The 15,626-nt window shown below is 67.1% G+C and carries 17 protein-coding genes; 10 read left to right on the forward strand and 7 right to left on the reverse strand.

The window, feature by feature from the left end; translation table 11 throughout:
* Positions 1 to 98: 98 nt before the first annotated feature.
* Both CFE50_RS11565 and CFE50_RS11570 read left to right on the forward strand, forming a co-directional pair.
* Positions 99 to 497, forward strand: a complete 399-nt coding sequence (locus tag CFE50_RS11565) for a DoxX family protein (protein ID WP_007159049.1) — start codon at positions 99 to 101, stop codon at positions 495 to 497.
* Positions 498 to 520: 23 nt separating this feature from the next.
* The gene (locus CFE50_RS11570) at positions 521 to 1,297 is read left to right on the forward strand and encodes a DODA-type extradiol aromatic ring-opening family dioxygenase (RefSeq protein ID WP_286733635.1); all 777 of its coding nucleotides are present in this window, start codon (positions 521 to 523) and stop codon (positions 1,295 to 1,297) included.
* Positions 1,298 to 1,367: 70 nt separating this feature from the next.
* Here the strand turns inward: CFE50_RS11570 and CFE50_RS11575 are convergent, their stop codons facing one another.
* Positions 1,368 to 1,961, reverse strand: a complete 594-nt coding sequence (locus CFE50_RS11575) for a Yip1 family protein (protein ID WP_007159047.1) — start codon at positions 1,959 to 1,961, stop codon at positions 1,368 to 1,370.
* A 291-nt stretch (positions 1,962 to 2,252) separates the two neighbouring features.
* Between CFE50_RS11575 and hpxO the strand changes: the two genes are divergently transcribed.
* The 3 genes from hpxO to CFE50_RS11590 all read left to right on the forward strand — a co-directional run bounded on the left by hpxO (position 2,253) and on the right by CFE50_RS11590 (position 5,328).
* The gene (gene hpxO / locus CFE50_RS11580) at positions 2,253 to 3,410 is read left to right on the forward strand and encodes an FAD-dependent urate hydroxylase HpxO (protein ID WP_286733637.1); all 1,158 of its coding nucleotides are present in this window, start codon (positions 2,253 to 2,255) and stop codon (positions 3,408 to 3,410) included.
* Between the two features lie 75 nt (positions 3,411 to 3,485).
* Positions 3,486 to 4,499: an ABC transporter substrate-binding protein gene (locus CFE50_RS11585; protein WP_286733640.1), complete on the forward strand. Its 1,014-nt coding sequence runs from the start codon at positions 3,486 to 3,488 to the stop codon at positions 4,497 to 4,499.
* Positions 4,500 to 4,545: 46 nt separating this feature from the next.
* Positions 4,546 to 5,328 carry a phosphate/phosphite/phosphonate ABC transporter substrate-binding protein gene (locus CFE50_RS11590; protein WP_286733643.1) on the forward strand — a complete coding sequence of 261 codons (783 nt, stop codon included), beginning with the start codon at positions 4,546 to 4,548 and terminating at the stop codon, positions 5,326 to 5,328.
* Positions 5,329 to 5,714: 386 nt separating this feature from the next.
* On the opposite strand, the gene CFE50_RS11595 is transcribed toward CFE50_RS11590, so the two are convergent.
* Complete coding sequence (locus tag CFE50_RS11595) at positions 5,715 to 6,548, reverse strand: MBL fold metallo-hydrolase (RefSeq protein WP_286733646.1); 834 nt, start codon at positions 6,546 to 6,548, stop codon at positions 5,715 to 5,717.
* 284 nt (positions 6,549 to 6,832) lie between these two features.
* Between CFE50_RS11595 and CFE50_RS11600 the strand changes: the two genes are divergently transcribed.
* The 5 genes from CFE50_RS11600 to CFE50_RS11620 all read left to right on the forward strand — a co-directional run bounded on the left by CFE50_RS11600 (position 6,833) and on the right by CFE50_RS11620 (position 10,678).
* Complete coding sequence (locus tag CFE50_RS11600) at positions 6,833 to 7,792, forward strand: ABC transporter substrate-binding protein (protein ID WP_286733649.1); 960 nt, start codon at positions 6,833 to 6,835, stop codon at positions 7,790 to 7,792.
* Between the two features lies 1 nt (position 7,793).
* Positions 7,794 to 8,645 carry an ABC transporter permease gene (locus tag CFE50_RS11605; RefSeq protein ID WP_027597557.1) on the forward strand — a complete coding sequence of 284 codons (852 nt, stop codon included), beginning with the start codon at positions 7,794 to 7,796 and terminating at the stop codon, positions 8,643 to 8,645.
* Entirely contained in the window at positions 8,642 to 9,457 is an 816-nt protein-coding gene (locus tag CFE50_RS11610; protein ID WP_286733652.1) for a quaternary amine ABC transporter ATP-binding protein, read from the forward strand. The genes CFE50_RS11605 and CFE50_RS11610 overlap by 4 nt, the downstream gene beginning before the upstream one ends.
* Positions 9,458 to 9,568: 111 nt before the next feature.
* On the forward strand, positions 9,569 to 10,321 hold the full coding sequence (locus tag CFE50_RS11615; RefSeq protein WP_007159038.1) for a TerC family protein: 753 nt from the start codon (positions 9,569 to 9,571) through the stop codon (positions 10,319 to 10,321).
* 132 nt (positions 10,322 to 10,453) lie between these two features.
* Positions 10,454 to 10,678 (forward strand): hypothetical protein, encoded by a 225-nt coding sequence (locus CFE50_RS11620; protein WP_007159037.1) that lies wholly within the window; start codon positions 10,454 to 10,456, stop codon positions 10,676 to 10,678.
* A 56-nt stretch (positions 10,679 to 10,734) separates the two neighbouring features.
* Here the strand turns inward: CFE50_RS11620 and CFE50_RS11625 are convergent, their stop codons facing one another.
* The 5 genes from CFE50_RS11625 to CFE50_RS11645 all read right to left on the reverse strand — a co-directional run bounded on the left by CFE50_RS11625 (position 10,735) and on the right by CFE50_RS11645 (position 15,617).
* Positions 10,735 to 12,156: a short-chain fatty acid transporter gene (locus CFE50_RS11625; protein ID WP_278388745.1), complete on the reverse strand. Its 1,422-nt coding sequence runs from the start codon at positions 12,154 to 12,156 to the stop codon at positions 10,735 to 10,737.
* Positions 12,157 to 12,320: 164 nt separating this feature from the next.
* Entirely contained in the window at positions 12,321 to 13,502 is a 1,182-nt protein-coding gene (locus tag CFE50_RS11630) for an acetyl-CoA C-acetyltransferase (RefSeq protein ID WP_286733656.1), read from the reverse strand.
* A 13-nt stretch (positions 13,503 to 13,515) separates the two neighbouring features.
* Positions 13,516 to 14,142 carry a CoA transferase subunit B gene (locus CFE50_RS11635; RefSeq protein WP_077173209.1) on the reverse strand — a complete coding sequence of 209 codons (627 nt, stop codon included), beginning with the start codon at positions 14,140 to 14,142 and terminating at the stop codon, positions 13,516 to 13,518.
* A gap of 1 nt (position 14,143) precedes the next feature.
* The gene (locus CFE50_RS11640; RefSeq protein ID WP_007162850.1) at positions 14,144 to 14,845 is read right to left on the reverse strand and encodes a CoA transferase subunit A; all 702 of its coding nucleotides are present in this window, start codon (positions 14,843 to 14,845) and stop codon (positions 14,144 to 14,146) included.
* A 19-nt stretch (positions 14,846 to 14,864) separates the two neighbouring features.
* Positions 14,865 to 15,617 carry a 3-hydroxybutyrate dehydrogenase gene (locus tag CFE50_RS11645; RefSeq protein WP_286733660.1) on the reverse strand — a complete coding sequence of 251 codons (753 nt, stop codon included), beginning with the start codon at positions 15,615 to 15,617 and terminating at the stop codon, positions 14,865 to 14,867.
* Positions 15,618 to 15,626: the final 9 nt, after the last annotated feature.

Here is a 15,626-nt window from a genome sequence, read left to right on the forward strand (position 1 = left end):
TGTTTCCATAACGTGCACAGTTCATTCCCAGCGTGCACCTTTATTCGCGTCTTGGAAACAGGACAATGGGGTCATCTTTCCTCAGTTCGAGAATCAGCATGACCGACCGTACCTCTTCCTATGCTCCTCTGTTGCTGCGCCTGGCCCTGGGCGCCATGTTCCTGGCCCATGGCCTGACCAAGCTGCTGGTGTTCACCCTGCCGGGCACGGCGGGTTTCTTCGCCTCGGTGGGCTTTCCCGGCTGGCTGGCCTATCCGGTCACCTTCTTCGAGCTGGGCGCCGGCGTGCTGCTGATCCTGGGCGCCTGGGTGCGTCCGGTCGCGGCAGTCGCCGCCGTCCAACTGTTCGCGGCGGCGACGGTCCATTTCGGCAACGGCTGGTCCTTTTCCAATCCCCACGGCGGCTGGGAATATCCGGTCTTTCTCGCCGTGACCGCTGCCGCCCTGGCGCTGCTGGGCGCGGGCCAGCTCTCCTGGGATGCACGCAAGCGCTCCTGAATCCTGCTCGAGAGGTCGCCACCATGTCGCTTCCCACCCTGTTCGTTTCCCACGGCTCGCCCATGGAGGCGCTCGACGCCGGTGCGGCGGGAGCGGCCTGGCGCGCCCTGGGGCAGTCGCTGCCGACCCCGGCCGCCATCGTCGTGGTCTCGGCGCACTTCGACACCCGGATACCGGTATTCGGCAACGCCACGTGGCCGGCCACCGTCCATGACTTCTATGGCTTTCCCGAGGCCCTCTATCAGCTGGATTATCCCGCGCCTGGCGCTCCGACCCTGGCCGAGCAGTTGGCCCAGGGCCTGCGCGAGCAGGGCTGGGAGGCCGAGACGGGCGAGCAGGGACTGGATCATGGCGCCTGGGTGCCCTTGCGCTATCTCTATCCCGACGCGCAAATCCCCGTGGTGCCGCTGTCCATGAGCGCCGCCCGTGGACCGGACTACCACTTTGCCCTTGGCCGGGCACTGGCCAGGGTGCTACCGGCGGATACCCTGCTGATCGGTTCGGGCAGCCTGACCCACAACCTCGGTGACTTCCGTCGTGGCGGCGTCGAGTCCCCCGCCTATGTGCGGGACTTCCAGCACTGGATCCAGAGCCGCCTGCGCGAGCGGGATCTGGACGCCTTGCTCGACTACCGGCGCCAGGCGCCGCAGGCCCGTCAGGCCCATCCCACCGACGAGCACCTGTTGCCGCTGTTCGTCGCCCTGGGCGCGGCCGATCCCGAGGGCTCCTTCAGCGTCCATCACGACGGCATCGCCCATCGCATCCTGGCCATGGACCTCTACGGCTTTTCCCGCCACTAGCCGCCTGACGACAAAAAGCCCGGATCGATGACCGATCCGGGCTTTTTGCCATGTCCAAAACGACGTTCGATCAGCCAAACAACTCAGGTCCATAGCCCCACATCAGCACCGTGGTGGCCATCAGCACCTCCAGTACCAGCACCCCGATGGCCAGGGTGGAGCCGGACATGATAAAGCCTTCCCGCTGATCGATATTGAGGAAGGAAGGGATGCCGGTATAGAGCAGATAGGCCGAATAGGCCAAGCCGACGATCCCGGCGATGGCGCACAGCCACACCAGCGGATAGAAGCCCACCAGGCCGCTCAGCAGCATGGGCGTGGCCACGTAGCCGGCGAACAGGATGCAGCGATTGGCGCTGGGCCGATCCGGATAGCGCCGCGCCAGCCAGTGGATCACATGACCCATGGCCACCACCGCCGCCATGATCAGCGCATAGCTGATGACCGCCAGGACCACCGCCGTGGGCAGGTCCAGCACATGGGCTTCACCACCACCGAAGCGCCAGCCGAAGGTCGTGGTACCCACGAGGGAAGCGACGACGGGAATGGCCGCCAGGAAGGCGACATGATGGGCAAAGAAGTGCCCGACCGTTTCCCCTTCGCGACGAATCTGTTGCCACTCGCGATCGGGATGGGCCAGCAGGCCCCAGACATGATTGATCATGATCCTGCTCCTCACCCGCTGTGGTCGCCGCAAGCGGGCCTCTGTGGATGGCGAACGCTGGGTACAACGCGACTGGCGACTACCTTAGGAGTATAGAAGAGCTCTGGAATGCGTCATGCGAGCCGACGAAGGGCAGTCTGCCTGGAAACGAAGCGACCAATGGTCACGGGGCACCACCCTGGTGCGTTTCCGGGCCCCCAGCAAGCGGGCAACGCCCGGACGGCAATACTTGACCACTTGGTCAGGAAATTGCTTGCCCAAGGCATCTGTTACCGGTCAACGAGGTCCGTCATGCCATCTCTCGACATCATCATCGCCGGCGCCGGCATGGGCGGTCTCACCGCCGCCCTGGCGCTGCAACAGGCCGGCCACCGGGTCCGCCTGTTCGAGCGGGCGCAGGATCTGGCCCCCATCGGCGCAGCCCTTTCCATCTGGCCCAATGGCGTCAAGGTGCTGGAGCAGCTGGGGCTCGGGTCCGCCATCGCCGCGGTCAGCGGCGACATGCAGACCATGAGCTATCGCGACCATGAGGGACAGTTGCTTACCCGGTTCAGCCTGCTGCCACTCTATGAGGCCGTGGGTCGACCGGCGCGCCCCATCGCCCGCGCCCACCTGCAGCGCCTCCTGCTCGAAGCCGTGGGCGCCGAGCACGTGACCCTGGGTGTCGGCTGCGAGGGCTTCGAGCAGGATGCGGCCGGGGTGACCGTGCTGCTCGGCGAGGGTCGGCGCGAACGGGCCGATCTGCTGATCGCCGCCGATGGCACCCACTCGCGCCTGCGGGAGCGAGTGGTGGGCCAGGCCATCACCCGCGAGTATTGCGGCTACGTGAACTGGAACGGACGGGTGAAGATCGCGCCGGATCTGGCCGAGGCCCAGGACTGGGCGCAATTCGTCGGGGCGCACCAGCGGGTCTCGCTGATGCCCATGGGCGGCGATGAATTCTATTTCTTCTTCGACGTGCCCCTGCCCAAGGGCACGCCCAACGACCGCAGCCGTTACCGCGCGGAACTGGCCGAGCACTTCGCCGGCTGGGCGCCGCCGGTGCAGCGCCTGATCGAACGGCTGGATCCCCAGGGCGTGGCCCGGGTGGAGATCCACGATACCCGGCCGTTGCCGACCCTGGTACAGGGGCGGGTGGCGCTGCTGGGCGACTCCGCCCATGCCATGGCCCCGGACCTGGGGCAGGGCGGTTGCCAGGCCATGGAGGATGCCTGGGTGCTGGCGCGCTGTCTGGACGCCGAACAGGATCCCCTGGCAGCGCTCCAGGCCTATCAGGCCGCACGGCTGGAGCGGGTCGCCGGCATCGTCGAGCGGGCGCGCAAGCGCTGCGAGATCACCCATGGGCATGAGCCCCTGGCCACCCAGGCCTGGTACGCCGAGCTGGCCCGGGAAACCGGCGAGACGGTGATCGCCGGTCTGCGCAAGACCGCCGAGGGCGGTCCTCTGTGAAATAGCCCTGGGCCGCGGGGACGAATGGCAGTGCCGGGGGTCGAAAGGCCCACGTCCTCGTCGGAGAGTTAGCCCATGCGCCTGCGTCTCGTCCTGACCCTCGCCAGCCTCGCCATCACCCCGCTGGCCTTTGCCGCCGACGGCGGCTGTCCCTATCCGCAGACGGTGAAGTTCGCCGGCCCCAACTGGGAGAGCGGCATGTTCACCACCGAGGTGCTGCGCCTGCTGGTGGAAAAGGGCTATGGCTGCCAGACCGACAGCGTGCCGGGCAACACCGTGACCCTGGAAAACGCCTTGGCGCAAAACGACATCCAGGTCACCGGCGAGCAGTGGGCCGGGCGCAGTCCCGCCTGGCGCGCGGCGGAAAAGGCCGGCAAGGTCTTTGCCGTCGGCGAGACGGTCAAGGGCGCCACCGAAGGCTGGTGGGTACCGGAAGACCTGGTCAAGGGCGATCCCGCGCGCGGCATCCAGGCCAAGGCGCCGGACCTCAAGAGCGTCGCCGATCTGCCGCGCTACAAGGAGTTGTTCCGCGATCCGGAAGAACCCGGCAAGGGCCGCTTCCTCAACTGCCCGACCGGCTGGACCTGCGAGATCGTCAACAGCCAGAAGCTCAAGGCCTACAAGCTGACCGACAGCTACACCAACTTCCGCACCGGCACCGGTCCCGCGCTGGACGCGGCCATCGCCACCGCCATGCGCCGTGGCGAGCCGGTGCTCTTCTACTATTGGTCGCCGACGCCGCTGATGGGCCGCTACAAGCTGGTCCAGCTGGAAGAGCCGCCGTTCAGCGAGAAGGCCTGGGAGACCCTGTCGGATCCGAAGAATCCCGATCCGCTGCCGTCGCGCTCGCTGCCGGCCAAGATCACCATCGGCGTCTCTCGCGACCTCCACGACAAGGCGCCGGCCCTGGTGGCGCTGTTCGAGAAGGTCGAATTCCCCCTCGACCAGTTCAACGGCATCCTCGCCGGCATGGCCGAGAAGCGCGAAGACGCCCAGGTGGTGGCCAAGCGTTTCCTCAAGGAGCACCCGGAGCTCTGGACGACCTGGCTGCCGGCGGAAAACGCCGAACGGGTAAAGGCGGCGCTCTGAGTGCGGTGATAGGGGATAATGGCGGTTTTCCGTGCTGGAGCCGCCCATGACCGTTGCCGCCCTTACCATGTACGTCGAGCCTGCCGAGGTGCGCGACGCCTATCGCCAGCTGGCCGAGGCCGTGGCGCAGCGCCTGGGCGAGACGCTCGACCCCGCGCCCGAGGAGCTGCCGGCGCTCTGGACGCATCCCGAACTGCTGCTGGCGCAGACCTGCGGCTATCCCTGGGCCACCCGCCTGCGCGGCCAGGTGCGTCTGGTCGCAGCGCCGCGCTATCGCTTCGCGGGTTGCCAGGCGGCCGAACACTGCGCCTTCATCCTGGTGCCCGAGACGCTGGAGGCGACCGGCCTGGCCGATCTGCGCGGCAAGCGCGTGGCGCTCAACGGCCTGGATTCCAACACCGGCATGAATCTGCTGCGCCACGCCGTGGCGCCCCTCGCCGAGCGCGCCCGCTTCTTTGGCGAGATGATCGTCAGCGAGAGCCACGCCAACAGCCTGGCGCTGTTGCAGCAGGGGCACGCCGATGTCGCCTCGGTGGATGCCGTGACCTACGGCTATCTGCAGCGCGCCCAACCCGAGCGGGTCGCCGGCCTGCGCCTGCTGCAACGCACCCGCCCCAGTCCGACACTGCCCTTCATCACCGCCGCCAGTCGTTCGGATGCGGACGTGGAAGCCCTGCGCACCGCCCTCAACGACAGCCTGGCCGCCGATCCTGCCCTGGCCGACACCCTGGCCCTCGAGGGTGTCGCGGCGGTGGATGAGGTGACCTATCTACCGCTGCTGGACTGGCGGCGAGAAGCGGTGGAGCAGGGTTATCCGGTGATTGCGTAGGTTGGGTCGAGACGGCCCTGTCGTCGCAACCAACATGAAGGATTCGGCCCTGGCATCGTTGCCGTTGCGCTCTGATCAATCGCGGCCATGGCGGTCGGCCGATGCGGCCGCTCCTACGGGACATCAGTCCTCTGTAGGAGCGGCCCATGGCCGCGATGAGTAGCCGCTGACGGGTATGCGCGTAGGTTGGGTTGAGACGGCTCCATCGTCGAAGCCCAACATGAGGCTGTTCGGCCTGGTGGCGTTGGGCTTCGCTGCGCTCAACCCAACCTACGGTGTATCGCGCCAGAAGACCGCGTAGGTTGGGTTGAGACGGCTCTATCGTCGAAGCCCAACATGAATGAATTAGGCCTGGTGGCGTTGGGCTTCACTGTGCTCAACCCAACCTACGGTGTCCCTGCCTGCAACCGCTTGAACTCCACCAGATCATGACTGCAGAACAGCGTCAGCTCCAGGTCCTGGCGCAAGGAGAGTTCGCGCAGGCGGGCCTGGTTGTCCAGGCGGCTGGCGCGGTCGGCTTCCATCAGCCGCTGGTAGAACCTCAGCCCCGGCGTGCAGTGGCGTTCGGGCTGGCGCATCTCGTCGCGATAGAAATAGGCGTCGCCCGCGTGCAGCAACCAGCCCCCGTCGTGCTGGACGGCGATGCCGGCATGGCCCGGGGTGTGGCCGGGCAGGGGGATCATCAGGATTTCCGGCGGCAGGCCGGGTAGGTCGCGCACGCTGGCGAAGCCGTGCCAGGCCTCGCCCCGGGGTTCGTGGAAATGCCAGTGGCGGATGCCTTGCCACTGCACCGGGCTGTAGCGGCGCCGACCGATGAAGCCGTGGCGCTGCCGCTGTGCATCCCATTCCCGCTGCAGCACATGCACCTGGGCCTGGGGAAAGTCGTCCAGGCCGCCGGCGTGGTCGAAATCCAGGTGGGTCAGCACGATATGGCGGACGTCGCCCGGACGAAAACCCAGGCGGCGGAGCTGCGCCAGGGCGCTGAGTTCGGGATCGTACTGGATGCGATTCATCAGCCGGAAGAAGGGACTCAGGCGCCGCCCGCGCTCCCGCAGATCGGCTTCGCCAAAGCCGGTATCCACCAGCACCAGGCCGTCCCGGTCGGTTTCCACCAGCAGGCAGTGACAGGCGAGGTGCGCGGCGAATCCGCGGCTGAAACCGTCGTACAGCGCTCCGCCCAGGGGGCACATGCAGCCGCAGTTGAGGTGATGGATACGCATGCTCGGCTCCGCGAAGGTGACCTCCGGTAGAAGAGGTGCGCGTGGGCAAAGTTCGAGCGCAGCGGCCATTCGCGCGGGTGTCGCAGCCAGTGATGAGAGATCGACGGACCCGGGTGGCGACGATCGATCGACCGGAGCACGCTCCCGGATGCAGCGCCGCCGAGGCGGGTAAGGGCAGCGCCAGGGCCTCTGGCTGAACCCTGAGCCGTCGGCGCTGACCAACATAGGATCGCCAGCGGACCGGCTCTGCCGCCCTGGCCCTCCCAGTGCAGACGGAGCCACTCATGCCCACAGCCTTTCCCCGCCGTTCCCTCCTGGCCGCCGGCCTTTCCCTTGGCCTGCTCGCCGCCGGTACCGCCCAGGCCGACAGCTGGTGCGCCAGCAAGCCGGTCAAGTTCGCTGGGGTGAACTGGGAGAGCGGCATGCTGCTCACCGAACTGATGGGCTTCGTCCTGCAGCACGGCTACGACTGCAAGGTGGATAGCATCCCCGGCAACTCCATCACCCTGGAGCAGGCGCTGGGCAACAACGATATCCAGGTGTTCGCCGAGGAGTGGATCGGCCGTAGCGAGGCCTGGAACAAGGCCGCCGCGGCCGGCAAGGTGGTCGGCGTGGGCGCGCCCATCGAAGGCGCCACCGAAGGCTGGTACGTGCCGCGTTATCTGGTGGAAGGCGAGGGCGCCAAGGCGCCCAAGCTGAAGAGCATCGCCGACCTGGGCCAGTACGCCGAGCTGTTCCGCGATCCGGAAGAGCCGGGCAAGGGCCGCTTCTACAACTGCCCGGCCGGCTGGACCTGCGAACTGGAAAATACCCAGATGCTGCAGAGCTACGGCCTGAGCGACAAATACACCAACTTCCGCCCCGGCACCGGTCCGGCGCTGGATGCGGCCATCGTCTCGGCGACCAAACGCAAGCAGCCGATCCTCACCTATTACTGGTCGCCGACGCCCCTGCTGGGTCGGGTCGACATGGTCCAGCTCAAGCCCCGCGACGGCGAGGCCAAGCGCATCCAGGTGCAGGCCGGCCTCTCCAAGCCCTTCCACGACGGCGCCCCCGAACTGGTGGCCGTGCTGAGTCGGGTCAATGTGCCCATCGAACTGCTCAACCGCACCCTGGCCGAGCAGGCCGAGGCCAAGCAGGATGCCCCCGCCGCCGCCAAGGCGCTACTCAAGGCCCATCCGGAACTCTGGCAGGCCTGGGTGACCGACGCCGCGGCGCGCAGCAAGATCCAGGCGGCGCTCTAGGATGTTTCCCGAAGGTCTGACCTTTTCCTTCGCCGATGCCGTCAATCGCGGGGTCGACTGGCTGGTGACGCGCTACGGCGACGTCTTCCGGACCATCTCCGACACCCTGCTGCAGGCCATCGTCTGGCTCGAAGGCCTGCTGCGCGGCACCCCCTGGTGGGCGCTGCTGCTGATCGTCGCGGCCCTGGCCGCCCATGCCACCCGGCGAGTGTTGCCGACCCTGCTGATCACCGGCCTGCTGTTCCTGGTGGGTGCCCTGGGGCTGTGGGACAAGCTGATGCAGACCCTGGCCCTGGTGCTGGTGGCCACCGCCATCGCGGTCATCATCGGCGTGCCCCTGGGCATCCTCTGCGCCCGCAGCGCCCGCCTGCGCCTGGTGCTGATGCCGCTGCTGGACATCATGCAGACCATGCCCAGCTTCGTGTACCTGATCCCGGTGCTGATGCTGTTCGGCCTGGGCAAGGTGCCGGCGATCTTCGCCACGGTGATCTATGCCGCGCCACCGCTGATCCGCCTCACCGATCTCGGCATCCGCCAGGTCGATCGCGAGGTCATGGAAGCGGTCAACGCCTTTGGCGCCAGTCGCTGGCAGCAGCTGTTCGGCGTGCAGTTGCCGCTGGCGCTGCCGAGCATCATGGCCGGCATCAACCAGACCACCATGATGGCGCTGTCCATGGTGGTGATCGCCTCCATGATCGGCGCCCGCGGCCTCGGTGAAGAGGTGCTGGTGGGCATCCAGACCCTGGACGTGGGCAAGGGCCTGCAGGCGGGCCTGGCCATCGTCATCCTCGCCGTGGTCATCGACCGCATCACCCAGGCCTATGGCCGCCAGCGCCACGAGGTGGAGCGATGAAGATCGTCGTCGAGCGGGTCTCCAAGATCTTCGGCAAGCGCGAGCAGGCGGCCCTGGCCCTGCTTCGCGAAGGGCACGACAAGGCCGATATCCTCGCCCGCACCGGCTGCGTGGTGGGGGTGGACGATCTCTCCCTGGAAATCGCCGAGGGCGAGATCTTCGTCATCATGGGTCTCTCCGGTTCCGGCAAGTCGACCCTGGTGCGCCACTTCAATCGGCTGATCGATCCGAGCAGCGGGCGCATCCTCATCGATGGCCAGGACATCCTCCAGCTACCGCTGCCGGCGCTGCGCGAATTGCGCCGCCAGCGCATCAGCATGGTGTTCCAGAGCTTTGGCCTGCTGCCGCATCGGCGGGTGCTGGACAACGTCGCCTACGGCCTCAAGGTGCGGGGCGAGTCCAAGACGGTCTGCCGCGAACGGGCGCTGCACTGGCTGGAGGTGGTGGGTCTGGCCGGCTACGAGCGCAAGTGGCCGCACCAGCTCTCCGGCGGCATGCGCCAGCGCGTCGGCCTGGCCCGTGCCCTGGCGGCGGACACCGAGATCATCCTGATGGATGAGGCCTTTTCCGCCCTCGATCCGCTGATCCGCGCCGAGATGCAGGAGCAACTGTTGGAGCTGCAACAGCGCCTGCACAAGACCATCGTCTTCATCACCCATGACCTGGACGAGGCGCTGCGCCTGGGCAATCGCATCGCCATCCTGCGCGACGGTCGCCTGGTGCAGGTGGGCACCCCCGCGGACATCCTCGGCCAGCCGGCCGACGACTATGTGGCGCGCTTCGTTCAGCGACGCAGCGCTGCGACAGTTTGAAACAATTGCAGCAGAGGCCTTCACGAGCATTTCACGGGCGCGAGGTTCTGATGGTGAGACCTGCGGCCTGACCTTGTCAGGCCTTTCTCTTGCCACTGGAACCGCGCCGCAATGGACTATCTGCTACAACTCGCTGCTGATCCTACCGTCTGGGCTGCCCTGGCCACCTTGATCGTGATGGAGGTGGTGCTGGGCATCGACAACCTCATCTTCATCTCCATCCTCACCAACAAGCTGCCCGCTCACCAACAGCAGAAGGGACGCCGCATCGGCATCAGCCTGGCGCTGATCCTGCGCCTGGGGCTGCTCGGTACCGTGGCCTGGATCGTCCAGCTCACCGAACCCATCATCGAGGTGTTCGGCAAGAGCTTTTCCTGGAAGGACCTGATCCTCATCGCCGGTGGCCTGTTCCTGCTGTGGAAGGCGACCAAGGAAATCCACCACAACGTCGATCCCGAGCCCGACAGCGCCCTGAGCAAGGGCGGCGAGACGGCGACCCTGGCCTTCGGTTCGGCCATCGTGCAGATCCTCCTGCTGGACCTGGTGTTCTCGGTGGACAGCATCATCACCGCCGTTGGCATGACCGAGCACCTGCCGGTGATGGTGATCGCGGTGGTGGTGGCGGTGACCGTCATGTTGCTGGCGGCCGACCCCCTGGCCAGGTTCATCAACGACAACCCCACCGTCGTGATGCTGGCGCTGGGCTTCCTGATCATGATCGGCATGACCCTGATCGCCGAAGGTTTCGGCGCCCATGTGCCCAAGGGCTACATCTACGCGGCCATGGCCTTCTCGGCGCTGATCGAGGGCCTGAACATGCTGTCGCGGCGCGCCAAGCGTCGCCAGCAGGCTGCCGGCAAGTGAGGGCAGGGCGTGCTGGAAAAGGCCTTGTTACATTCCGGCACGCCTATTGCTAACAATTACTGGAAAGTCTAGGCACTATCGGTCAAGACCTTTGTCATAGCAGCGTCACACGTGAGGTTTACAACTGAAGTCATGAACATACAAGCCCAAGCCCAGAACGCCATGCATGCCCTCAGCGCCGCTTTCGCGCCGATGAGCTGCGTCATCGACGCGCCCAGCAAGCGTGGTTTTTCCTTCATCGTCGTCAACGAGCATGGCGTGGCCAAGCACACCCGCCGGATCTACCGCGACGAATACAGCAACCCGAGCCGCCTGCAGGCCATCATCGACAGCACCCGCCTGGCCATCGCCGGCTGAGATTCAGCCGGCTCCCGCTCCACCCCTCCCGCTTTACCGTCTGCGCCCCACCCGAGCTACGGGTGTACCGGCGGCAGATAGGCCAACGTTCCCCCCAACAGCCATAGCAGCACCAGCACCAGGGGTGCATGGACCAGCAGCTGCACGAAGGAAAAGCCGACCAGGTCGCGCGCCTTCAGCCCCAGCACGCCCAGCAGCGGCAGCATGTAGAAGGGATTGATCAGATTCGGCAGTGCCTCGGCGGCGTTGTAGATCTGCACGGCCCAGCCCAGGTGGTACTGCAGGTCGTTGGCCACCTGCATGACGTAGGGCGCCTCGATGATCCACTTGCCCCCGCCCGAGGGGATGAAGAATCCCAACAGCGCCGAGTAGACGCCCATCAGCAGGGCGAAGGTGTCGTGGGTGGCGATCTGGGTGAAAAATGCCGCGATATGGTGCGCCAGGGTCTGGCCATCGGCGCCATTGACCTTGGTCAGGATGGCAGCGATGGAGCCGTATAGCGGAAACTGGATCAGCACTCCGGTGGTGGCCGGCACGGCGCGGGCCACGGCGTCGAGGAAATGCCGCGGCCGCCAGTGCAGCAGGGCGCCCAGGGAGATGAACAGCAGGTTGTAGGTGTTCAGCCCGGAGATGGCCTCGATGGCTGGTTTGCTGGAGAATTCCTGGATCAACCAACCAGCGGCCAGGAGCACCAGCAGCACGATCAGGATCGGACTGTATTCCAGCCATTCTCCTGGGCGGGTCGGCGTAGCGGCCGGCTTGGGCGCCGGGGTGACGTCGACGCCACAGGCACGGGCATCGCGCGCGCTGTCCGGTCCGGGCGCGGTGACATAGGCGATCACCGCCGAGACCACCAGCAGCACCAGCAGCAGGGCGCCGGATTGCCAGAGGAACAGCGTCTGGCTGAAGGGAATCACCCCGGTGATGGCGAGGATCGAGGGCGGCAGGCTGGCCGGATTGGCCTGCAGCTGCGCCGCCGACGACGACAGCCCCAGCGCCCAGACCGCGCCCAGGCCCAGGTAGGCCGCGGCGCCGGCGGCGCGATAGTCCATCTTGAGTTCTTCGCGGCGGGCCAGGGCGCGCACCAGCAGGCCGCCGAACACCAGGCTCAGGCCCCAGTTGAGCAGGGAGGCGAGCATGGCCACCAGGGCCACCCAGCACACCGCGCCGCGTCCGGTACGGGGCACCCGCGCCAGGCGCTCGATCAGGCGTCCGGCCGGGCCGGAACTGGCCACCACATAGCCGCCGATTACCACGAAGGCCATCTGCATGGTGAAGGGAATCAGACTCCAGAAACCGTCACCAAAGGCCTTGGCGGTCTTGGCCGCCGGCGCGCCCATGCCGAGGGCGGCCAGGGCCACCACGGCCACGGCAAGCACCGCGAACACCCAGGAATCGGGAAACCAGCGCTCGGCCCAGTTGGAGCAGGCCAGGGCGAACCGCGCACTGCGCGAATCGCGGGAAGGGGTTGAGCTCATGGTGGATCCTTTTGTTGTTGTTCTTCAGGGGATAAACAAACGTAGGGTGGAAAACGGCGCAGCCTTTTCCACGGATTGGCGCCAGAGCACGGTCTATCGCGGCCATGGGCCGCTCCTACGGGGATTGATGCTCTTGTAGGAGCGGCCCATGGCCGCGATAGCGCTTAACGCCGCTCCACCGCCAGGGCCACGCCCTGACCACCGCCGATGCACAGGGTCGCCAGGCCACGGCGACCCTCGCGCCGACGCAACTCGTGCAGCAGCGTCACCAGCACCCGGCACCCCGAGGCGCCGATAGGGTGGCCCAGGGCGATGGCGCCGCCGTTGACGTTGACCTTCTCGTCATCCCAACCCAGCTCCTGGCCCACGGCCAGGGCCTGGGCGGCGAAGGCTTCGTTGGCCTCGATCAGGTCCAGGTCGCCCAACTGCCAGCCGGCTTTCTCCAGAGTCTTGCGGGTCGCCGACACCGGGCCGATGCCCATGATCGCCGGGTCCACCCCGGCGCTGGCATAGGCGGCTATGTGAGCCAACGGCGTGAGGCCCAGGGCAGCGGCCCTGGTCGCGCTCATTACCAGCACCGCGGCGGCTCCGTCGTTGAGGCTGGAGGCGTTGCCGGCGGTGACGCTGCCGTCCTTGGCGAAGGCCGGCCGCAGGCGGGCCAGGCCCTCGGCGCTGGTATCGGCGCGGATGCCTTCGTCGGTGTCGAACAGCAGCGGCTCGCCCTTGCGCTGGGGGATGGCCACCGGGGTGATCTCCTCGCGGAAACGCCCGGATTCCACCGCCGCCGCGGCGCGCTGCTGGGAGCGGGCAGCGAAGGCATCCTGGGCCTCGCGGCTGATCTGGTACTGCTGCACCAGATTCTCCGCGGTCTGGCCCATGTGGTAGTCGTTGAAGGCATCCCACAGCCCATCGCTGATCATGGAATCGACCAGCTCGGCATGCCCCAGGCGCAGGCCGCTGCGCACCTTGGGCAGCACATAGGGCGCAAGGCTCATGTTTTCCATGCCACCGGCGATGACGATCTCGGCGTCGCCGCAACGGATCGCCTGGACGGCCAGTTGCACCGCCTTGAGGCCGGAGCCACAGACCTTGTTGAGGGTCAGGGCCGGCACCTCGTGGGGTAGGCCGGCCTTGACCGCCGCCTGGCGGGCGGGATTCTGGCCGGCGCCGGCGGTGAGCACTTGACCGAGGATGACTTCATCCACCTCGGCCGGTGCCACACCGGTCTGCGCCAGCAGGGCGCGGATGACGGTGGCGCCGAGCTCCACCGCGGGTACGTTGGCCAGGGAGCCCTGGAAACTGCCGACCGCGGTGCGGGTGGCGGCGACGATGACGACATCTTGCATGGCTGGGGTCTCCTCAGGCCTGGATGGGGGCGCCGGTGGCGGCGCGCAGTTCATCGAGGCTGACGCCTTCGGCCAGTTCCACCAGCCTGAGGCCGCCTTCGGTCACCTCCAGCACGGCCAGGTCTGTGATGATCAGGTCGACCACGCCGACCCCGGTCAGCGGCAGGTCGCAAGCCGGCAGGATCTTGTGGGCGCCCTTGGCGGTGTGCTCCATCAGCACCACCACGCGCTGCACGCCGGCTACCAGGTCCATGGCGCCGCCCATGCCCTTGACCATCTTGCCGGGGATCATCCAGTTGGCCAGATCGCCTTGTTCCGACACCTGCATGGCACCGAGGATAGCGAGGTTGACGTGGCCGCCGCGGATCATGCCGAAGCTCGCGGCGCTGTCGAAATAGCTGCTGCCGGGCAGGGCGGTGACGGTCTGCTTGCCGGCGTTGATCAGGTCCGGGTCGACCGTCTCGGCGGTGGGGAAGGGGCCGATGCCGAGCAGGCCGTTCTCCGATTGCAGCCAGACGTCCATGCCGGCGGGGATGTAGTTGGCCACCAGGGTCGGTAAGCCGATCCCGAGGTTGACGTAGAAGCCGTCCTGCAGCTCCCGGGCGGCGCGTTGCGCCATCTGTTCGCGGGTCCAGGCCATCTTACTTCTCCTCGCTCAGGGTGCGTTTCTCGATACGTTTCTCGGGGCTGGCGTTGACCACCAGGCGCTGCACGAAGATGCCGGGCAGGTGGATCTGGTCGGGATCCAGCTCGCCGACCTCCACCAGCTCTTCCACCTCGGCCACGCAGACGCGACCGGCCATGGCGCACAGCGGATTGAAGTTGCGCGCGGTCTTGTTGAAGACCAGATTGCCGGCCTTGTCGGCGCGTTGCGCCTTGACCAAGGCCACGTCGGCGGTCAGCGCCAGCTCCATGACATGGGGCTGGCCATTGAAGTCGCGGACCTCCTTGCCCTCGGCCACCAGGGTGCCGTAGCCGGTGCGGGTATAGAACGCCGGAATGCCCGCGCCACCGGCGCGCAGCTTCTCGGCCAGGGTGCCCTGGGGGGTGAATTCCAGCTCCAGTTCGCCGGCCAGGTACTGGCGCTCGAATTCCTTGTTCTCGCCCACGTAGGAGGAAATCATCTTGCGGATCTGCCGGGTCTCCAGCAGCTGGCCGAGGCCGAAGCCGTCCACCCCGGCGTTGTTGCTGATGGCGGTGAGTTCGCGGGCGCCGGTGTCTCTCAGGGCGGCGATTAGCGCCTCGGGGATGCCGCAGAGACCGAAGCCGCCCACGGCCAGGGTGATGCCGTCGCTGACCAGCCCATCGAGGGCAGCCGCGGCGTTGGGATAGAGCTTGTTCATGATGGAGATCCTCTTGTCGTTATTGGGCGGTCCAGCCGCCGTCCATGGTCCAGGCGGCGCCCCGTACCTGAGCAGCGGCCTGGCTGCACAGGAACAGCGCCAGTTCGCCCAACTGGTCGGTGGTGACGAATTCCTGCGACGGCTGCTTCTCGCTGAGCAGGTCGCGCCGCGCCTGGTCCGGATCACTGCCACGGCTGTCCAGCTGCTGCTGGATCAGCGGGGTGAGCACGAAACCCGGGCAGAGGGCGTTACAGGTGATGCCGGTGCGGGCGGTCTCCAGGGCGGTGACCTTGGTCAGGCCCACCACGCCATGCTTGGCGGCCACATAGGCGGCCTTGCCGGTGGAGGCCACCAGGCCATGCACTGAAGAGATGTTGATGATGCGACCCCAGTCGCGCTCGCGCATGCCCGGCAGCGCCAGGCGGGTGGTGTGGAACACCGCCGAGAGATTGAGCGCGATCACCGCGTCCCAGCGCTCCACCGGAAAGTCTTCCACCGGCGCCACGTGCTGGATGCCGGCGTTGTTGACCAGGATGTCCACGCCGCCGAAGTCGCGCTGGGCGTAGGCGAAGAGCTCTTCGATCTCCTCCGGCCTGGACAGGTCGGCGCCGTGGAAGCCACTGCGACCGGGCAGGCTGGCCTGGGCCGCAGCGGGATCGCCGAAGCCGGTGAGGATGAGGGTGGCGCCAGCGGCGGCCAGGCGCTGGGCGATGCCCAGGCCGATGCCGCTGGTGGAGCCGGTGACCAGGGCGGTCTTGCCGGTGAGGTCCATGGCTGTCTC

The organism is Pseudomonas sp. PGPPP4 (assembly GCF_002256045.1).
In the GTDB taxonomy this organism is placed as follows: Bacteria; Pseudomonadota; Gammaproteobacteria; order Pseudomonadales; family Pseudomonadaceae; genus Chryseomonas; species Chryseomonas oryzihabitans.

Excerpts from the sequence above, each read along its gene's own strand:
- CFE50_RS11620 (WP_007159037.1), top strand. The coding sequence starts at position 10,454 with ATGAACATACAAGCCCAAGCCCAGAACGCCATGCATGCCCTCAGCGCC.
- CFE50_RS11585 (WP_286733640.1), top strand. The coding sequence starts at position 3,486 with ATGCGCCTGCGTCTCGTCCTGACCCTCGCCAGCCTCGCCATCACCCCG.
- CFE50_RS11570 (WP_286733635.1), top strand. The coding sequence starts at position 521 with ATGTCGCTTCCCACCCTGTTCGTTTCCCACGGCTCGCCCATGGAGGCG.
- CFE50_RS11605 (WP_027597557.1), top strand. The coding sequence starts at position 7,794 with ATGTTTCCCGAAGGTCTGACCTTTTCCTTCGCCGATGCCGTCAATCGC.
- CFE50_RS11630 (WP_286733656.1), bottom strand. The coding sequence starts at position 13,502 with ATGCAAGATGTCGTCATCGTCGCCGCCACCCGCACCGCGGTCGGCAGT.
- CFE50_RS11615 (WP_007159038.1), top strand. The coding sequence starts at position 9,569 with ATGGACTATCTGCTACAACTCGCTGCTGATCCTACCGTCTGGGCTGCC.
- CFE50_RS11595 (WP_286733646.1), bottom strand. The coding sequence starts at position 6,548 with ATGCGTATCCATCACCTCAACTGCGGCTGCATGTGCCCCCTGGGCGGA.
- CFE50_RS11635 (WP_077173209.1), bottom strand. The coding sequence starts at position 14,142 with ATGGCCTGGACCCGCGAACAGATGGCGCAACGCGCCGCCCGGGAGCTG.
- CFE50_RS11645 (WP_286733660.1), bottom strand. The coding sequence starts at position 15,617 with ATGGACCTCACCGGCAAGACCGCCCTGGTCACCGGCTCCACCAGCGGC.
- CFE50_RS11600 (WP_286733649.1), top strand. The coding sequence starts at position 6,833 with ATGCCCACAGCCTTTCCCCGCCGTTCCCTCCTGGCCGCCGGCCTTTCC.
- CFE50_RS11590 (WP_286733643.1), top strand. The coding sequence starts at position 4,546 with ATGACCGTTGCCGCCCTTACCATGTACGTCGAGCCTGCCGAGGTGCGC.
- hpxO (WP_286733637.1), top strand. The coding sequence starts at position 2,253 with ATGCCATCTCTCGACATCATCATCGCCGGCGCCGGCATGGGCGGTCTC.
- CFE50_RS11640 (WP_007162850.1), bottom strand. The coding sequence starts at position 14,845 with ATGAACAAGCTCTATCCCAACGCCGCGGCTGCCCTCGATGGGCTGGTC.
- CFE50_RS11575 (WP_007159047.1), bottom strand. The coding sequence starts at position 1,961 with ATGATCAATCATGTCTGGGGCCTGCTGGCCCATCCCGATCGCGAGTGG.
- CFE50_RS11625 (WP_278388745.1), bottom strand. The coding sequence starts at position 12,156 with ATGAGCTCAACCCCTTCCCGCGATTCGCGCAGTGCGCGGTTCGCCCTG.
- CFE50_RS11610 (WP_286733652.1), top strand. The coding sequence starts at position 8,642 with ATGAAGATCGTCGTCGAGCGGGTCTCCAAGATCTTCGGCAAGCGCGAG.
- CFE50_RS11565 (WP_007159049.1), top strand. The coding sequence starts at position 99 with ATGACCGACCGTACCTCTTCCTATGCTCCTCTGTTGCTGCGCCTGGCC.